Here is a 5,574-nt window from a genome sequence, read left to right as displayed (position 1 = left end):
TTCCAATACGCTTCCTTCAACAACAGCCGTCAACTACACTTCTTACTCGCTGCATGGCCTGTAATTGGTATTTGGTTCACAGCTTTAGGTATCAGCACCATGGCATTCAACTTGAACGGTTTCAACTTCAACCAATCAATCATGGATTCTCAAGGTCGCGTAGTCGCTACTTGGGCTGATGTAATCAACCGCGCTAACTTAGGTATGGAAGTAATGCACGAGCGCAACGCTCACAACTTCCCCCTAGACTTGGCTGCTGCTGATGTTGCTCCTGTTGCTTTAAGCGCTCCTGCAATCAACGGTTAATAATTAGAGCTTTGTTAATAGCTTAATTAAACAATCGCCCTCCAGAAATGGGGGGCGTTTTGCTTTGCATAAAAATCTGGTGTTGCTCATAGGTAAGATGGTAATTGTCCGTAATTAAAACCTTATGCCTAGTACCGCTAATTTTCTCCAATATACCCAATGGTCAGGTATTGCGACAATAGTATTTGCAGTCCTGACAATCTTGGCTTTCATACTCAAATGGGGCTTTCGCTTTCGATTGGTGGGTGCAACTGGCTTTATGCTGGTACTGACAGGGGGGTTATTTTCACTTTCCCTTGTTCCCCTGAGTCGCACAATTATTCCTGGTGCTGTCAAGTACACCCTAGTTTATGACAATGGTTCTAACCAAACAGTAATTGCAATCAGACCACAAATCACGCCCACAGAATTAGAAGCCACTTTACGTCAAGCAGCTAGTAACCTTTATTCCTATGGTCGCTTAGGTACTGGTGGTAGTAAAGAAATGATAGTCCGCGCTCGCACTATTATCCACCCAGAAATAGGGTTATCTGTACCGCTGTACTTGGGTCAAGTAAATCGCACTTTGGTCAGTCGTGAAGACCCAGAAATGGCGGTAGAAGTTTATTTAGACAAGTTTGCTTCCTTACCAAAACCTACAGCTTCATAGGTGACGATAGTTAAGAGGGAATAGGAAAATCTGACAGGGCGCAGGCCCTGCGCCCCTACATCCTGATTTTCTATTTGCACATTTTTTGGTCATCCATCATACAATAAATATTATTTTAAAATTTGATTAACAATACCTTGTCCATTTTCTGTAAGTTGGGTTTCATGCTAATTGCTCCGCGTTCACGCAGTGTCACGCAGGGATACGTTCACGTTCCACAACCCAACCTACAAATCAAGGCTTTTTCTAATTTGGACAAGGTATTGATTAAGAAATATCAATAGTTTTGGCAAAATAACGATCATGCCTAATCAACATTCTACTGAAACTTTGTCCACTCAAACCACTAGTTCATTTTTCAGCCTTTCTGTTTCCCCTGGGAAAGTAATTCGCGGTGCGGGGGTTTTATCAACCGTTGCGGGTGAAGTCGCTAATTTGGGGAGTCGTCCGTTAATTATTGCCGGCAAGCAAACTCTTAATCTGAGTCAAGAGAGTTTACAACCTCTTTTCCAATCTCCAGAATTACATCCTTTGTCAGTTTCCTATGGTGCTGATTGTTGTGAAGCTAGTTTGAAGGCTTTACGCAAAGCCGCCAAGGAACATAAGGCTGATATGATTATCGGGATTGGTGGTGGTAAAGCCCTAGATACGGCTAAATTAGTCGCCCACCAATTGACATTACCAGTTGTGACAATTCCCACTTCTGGGTCTACCTGTGCGGCTTGGACTGCCCTTTCTAATGTCTATTCAGAAACGGGGGCGTTTTTATATGATGTGGCTTTATCTCGCTGTCCTGATTTGCTGATTTTGGATTATAATTTGGTTCAGACTGCACCTCAAAGAACATTAATAGCAGGAATTGGGGATGCGATCGCTAAATGGTATGAAGCCTCAGTGAGTAGTGGACATTTACAACAAACTTTAATTATTGCCGCAGTCCAACAAGCGCGAGTTTTACGAGATATTTTATTACAAAAGTCCGCCGCAGCCCTACAGTCCCCCGGTAGCAAAATTTGGCAAGAAGTTGTAGACGCAACTGTACTTCTCGCTGGAGTAATTGGGGGACTCGGTGGGGCGCAATGTCGCACAGTCGCTGCCCATGCAGTTCATAATGGCTTAACTCATATTTCTGGACATGGGAGCATTCACGGGGAAAAGGTCGCTTATGGTATCCTGGTACAATTGCGGTTAGAAGAAATGATCCAAGGAAATCAATTAGCAGCGTCAGCAAGACAACAATTGTTGAAGTTCTATGCAGAGATTGGACTACCCCAAAAATTAGCAGATTTGGGACTAAGTAATATCACTCTGGGTGAGTTACAAACAGCAGCAGAAATTAGTTTAGAACCTAATTCGGATATCCACCGTTTACCATTTAATGTAGCGTTGGAACAATTGATGGCTGCAATGGTCTCTACCACTGCACCAATAGATGTTAATCGTGTTTCCACCAGGGGAATAAGTGACGAGGTGAAGGAATGAGTTTGAGTTGGATGTCTCCCGCAGAACGGATACAAAAATTGCCGCCTTATGTATTTGCTCGTTTGGATGAATTAAAGGCTAAGGCTAGAGAACAAGGTCTAGATTTAATTGATTTGGGTATGGGGAATCCTGATGGACCTACTCCCCAACCTGTGATAGAAGCGGCTATGGCAGCTTTGCAAAATCCCGCTAATCACGGTTATCCCCCATTTGAAGGGACTGCAAGTTTCCGTAAGGCGATTACTCAATGGTATAATCGCCGTTATGGTGTTACCCTTGATCCTGATAGTGAGGCTTTACCCTTACTCGGTTCTAAGGAAGGTTTGGGGCATTTAGCGATCGCCTACATTAATCCTGGTGATACTGTATTAGTACCTTCACCATCTTACCCTGTGCATTTTCGTGGACCGATTATTGCTGGGGGAGTTATCCATAATTTAATTCTCAAGGAAGAAAATAACTGGTTAATTGATTTAGCGGCTATTCCTGAGGAAGTGGCTAGAAAGGCTAAAATTCTCTATTTCAATTATCCTAGTAATCCTACCGCAGCCACCGCCCCCCGCGAGTTCTTTGAGGAAATTGTGGCTTTTGCACGGAAGTATGAAATCCTTTTAGTCCATGATTTATGTTATGCAGAATTAGCTTTTGATGGTTATCAACCCACTAGCTTGTTAGAAATTCCTGGTGCCAAGGATATAGGTGTAGAGTTTCACACTTTATCTAAAACCTATAATATGGCAGGTTGGCGCGTCGGTTTTGTGGTGGGAAATCGTCACGTAATCCAAGGTTTGCGGACACTCAAAACCAATTTAGATTATGGCATTTTTTCGGCTTTGCAAACAGCAGCGGAAACTGCCCTTAGTCTCCCGGATTCTTATTTACATGAAGTTCAACAACGTTACCGCACTCGGCGAGACTTTTTAATTGATGGTTTGGGTAAATTGGGGTGGAATATTCCCAAAACGGAAGCAACTATGTATTTGTGGATAAAATGTCCGGTGGGAATGAATTCTACAGATTTTGCTTTGAATGTTTTACAGCAAACTGGGGTGGTTTTGACTCCTGGTAATGCCTTTGGTGTGGGTGGTGAAGGCTATGTGAGAATTAGTTTAATTGCAGATTGCGATCGCTTGGGTGAAGCTTTACAAAGATTCAAGGAAGCGGGTATTTGCTATCAGTCGCAAGTTTCTGTTTCTGCGTGATAATTAAGGTGAATACACAATCTCAAAAGAATTAAGGTTATGACGATTCTGGAAAAAGTAGTAACTACCATGCAGCAGTTACCTATAGATCAACAGCAGCAAGTTCTCCGTTTTATTGAGTTTCTGGCATTTGAATTGGGTAATCATCAAGTTAATCAAGATTCTGAAAACTCAAATGTCAAAAAGCCTGAAGCTTCTCCTCATGATCTATTGAGAAAATGGGAAGGAGTTATTGAAGGTGGGGTAGACGATCTTTCTTTTAATAAGAAATACATGGAAGAATATGGGCAGAAATGAATCAGCAGATAATTCTTGATACTGGTGTTTTGGTTGCTTATTTCAGGAAATCTGATCACTTTCATCAATGGGCTGTAACTCAATGGAGATATTATGAACGAGAAAATACAATATGAATTAGAGGATGACTTAAAAGAAGAATATGATTTAAGTCAACTAAAAAATCCTATTCGGGGTAAATATTCTCAACGATATCAAGAAGGATATAGTGTTACTATTCATCATGAAGATGGGACAACGACAGTAGAACATTTCCCTAAACAAAATGATATAATTATTCTTGATCCTGATGTGAAACAATATGAGTAAACTAATCTTAGAAATTCCTGATCAAGTAACTGAGGGATTACGTCTACCTCCTGATGAACGTCTGCATCGCATCCGCACTGAATTAGCAATTAGACTTTATCAAAAAGGGATTCTTTCTTTTGGGAAAGCCCGTGAATTGTCGCAATTAAGTAAATGGGAATTTCATGAGTTATTGGGACAAGAAAATATTGATCGTAGTTATGATTTAGAAGAGTTAGAAACAGATTTAGAGACATTAGAAATATTATCATGAAAGCAGTTAGTAATTCATCGGTTTTAATTGCTTTAAGTAGTATTGGACAATTAGAGTTAATTAATCAACGGTTTCCCGATTCGGATGAACCAATTTCAGGTAAATCTGATAAAGTCAGTTTGTGTTCTTCCATTAAATACGCTAATACATCATTTCCGTGACAATTAGGAATGGGATAATGTTCTATTTCATAAGCCTCAATTATCGTTCCTAATGTATCTAATAAATGATAAAGAGGATGTTGTTCATTAGTACCAATTTCATCAAGTAAATCATTTAATCTTGCAATTGCTTTTTCATATTCTTCTTCGTGCAGAATATCTTTAAAAACTATTTGCGTTTTGTTATCCATATAACCAACCAAACCAAAAGAGTCCATCCCAAGGTAGCAATTATGCTTAAAATTAATGAAGCTGAAAAGTAATTTTTTGGTAATAAAGGTGAGTTGATCTTATCTATGTGCGTAGTGATAATACCGGAAAATATAGCACCACCACCAAAACCTATACCTAATACTTGTACTGTTGTTTCTAAAGAGCGATCGCTCTCAGTTTGTTCTGTTTCTACTATACCACGAATTGTATCAACAAATTGCCCAAATAATTCTTGTCCTGGTGTGAGATAGTTAATATCAGTTTGAATTTGTTCTTGCAATTTTTTACATTCTTTATCTAGGAAATCTTGCCAAAATTGGGGACTTGTTTGATTATTTATGGCTGTAATTTTATTTAAACAAATTTGGTAATTTCTAATATTTGTCTGTATTGATGTATTATGAATTTGTAAATCTTGTAAATATCGGGTATAGTAAAAACTTTTCTGGGGAATTTCTGATAAGAGTTTTTTTAAATCAGATATTTTTATTTTGTTAGATAGCAAATATTGAAAATATTGAATTTTATCCTCTAAATCACTATAAATACTTCTTGCATTACTATAACTTTGACTTGCTTGGTAATTAATAAATAAGATTTTATGATAACAACATAATAAATCTCTTACCCAGTCATAAGAAGTTACTAGTAGTTTTGATGTATCAGTTTGGGGATGATTAATAGGTTTATTTAGTTGAATAA

7 protein-coding genes and 2 pseudogenes are annotated in these 5,574 nt (G+C 38.9%); 7 read left to right on the top strand and 2 right to left on the bottom strand.

Annotated elements, in window-relative coordinates:
- The 7 genes and pseudogenes from IQ228_RS19785 to IQ228_RS19755 form a co-directional block, all read left to right on the top strand.
- Window positions 1-306 (top strand): annotated as a pseudogene (locus IQ228_RS19785) (photosystem II q(b) protein); the annotation flags it as partial.
- Window positions 307-430: 124 nt separating this feature from the next.
- Window positions 431-955: a Ycf51 family protein gene (locus tag IQ228_RS19780; RefSeq protein WP_027404806.1), complete on the top strand. Its 525-nt coding sequence runs from the start codon at window positions 431-433 to the stop codon at window positions 953-955.
- 303 nt (window positions 956-1,258) lie between these two features.
- Window positions 1,259-2,437 carry an iron-containing alcohol dehydrogenase family protein gene (locus IQ228_RS19775; RefSeq protein WP_193964076.1) on the top strand — a complete coding sequence of 393 codons (1,179 nt, stop codon included), beginning with the start codon at window positions 1,259-1,261 and terminating at the stop codon, window positions 2,435-2,437.
- Entirely contained in the window at window positions 2,434-3,639 is a 1,206-nt protein-coding gene (locus IQ228_RS19770) for an aspartate aminotransferase (protein ID WP_193964074.1), read from the top strand. Before IQ228_RS19775 ends, IQ228_RS19770 begins: the two co-directional genes overlap by 4 nt.
- Before the next feature lie 39 nt (window positions 3,640-3,678).
- A complete protein-coding gene (locus IQ228_RS19765) occupies window positions 3,679-3,936 on the top strand; it encodes a hypothetical protein (protein WP_168465924.1) in 258 nt (85 codons plus the stop codon).
- 93 nt (window positions 3,937-4,029) lie between these two features.
- A complete protein-coding gene (locus tag IQ228_RS19760; protein WP_193964072.1) occupies window positions 4,030-4,245 on the top strand; it encodes a hypothetical protein in 216 nt (71 codons plus the stop codon).
- The gene (locus tag IQ228_RS19755; protein ID WP_039202188.1) at window positions 4,238-4,498 is read left to right on the top strand and encodes a UPF0175 family protein; all 261 of its coding nucleotides are present in this window, start codon (window positions 4,238-4,240) and stop codon (window positions 4,496-4,498) included. Before IQ228_RS19760 ends, IQ228_RS19755 begins: the two co-directional genes overlap by 8 nt.
- 64 nt (window positions 4,499-4,562) lie before the next feature.
- Here the strand turns inward: IQ228_RS19755 and IQ228_RS19750 are convergent, their stop codons facing one another.
- Together IQ228_RS19750 and IQ228_RS19745 are read right to left on the bottom strand one after the other, a co-directional pair.
- The gene (locus IQ228_RS19750; RefSeq protein ID WP_228043966.1) at window positions 4,563-4,850 is read right to left on the bottom strand and encodes a type II toxin-antitoxin system HigA family antitoxin; all 288 of its coding nucleotides are present in this window, start codon (window positions 4,848-4,850) and stop codon (window positions 4,563-4,565) included.
- Window positions 4,829-5,574 (bottom strand): annotated as a pseudogene (locus IQ228_RS19745) (hypothetical protein); the annotation flags it as partial. The gene IQ228_RS19750 and the pseudogene IQ228_RS19745, both read right to left, overlap by 22 nt.

The organism is Dolichospermum sp. LEGE 00246 (assembly GCF_015207865.1).
In the GTDB taxonomy this organism is placed as follows: Bacteria; Cyanobacteriota; Cyanobacteriia; order Cyanobacteriales; family Nostocaceae; genus Dolichospermum; species Dolichospermum heterosporum.
This window is presented reverse-complemented; position numbering and strand designations above follow the sequence as displayed.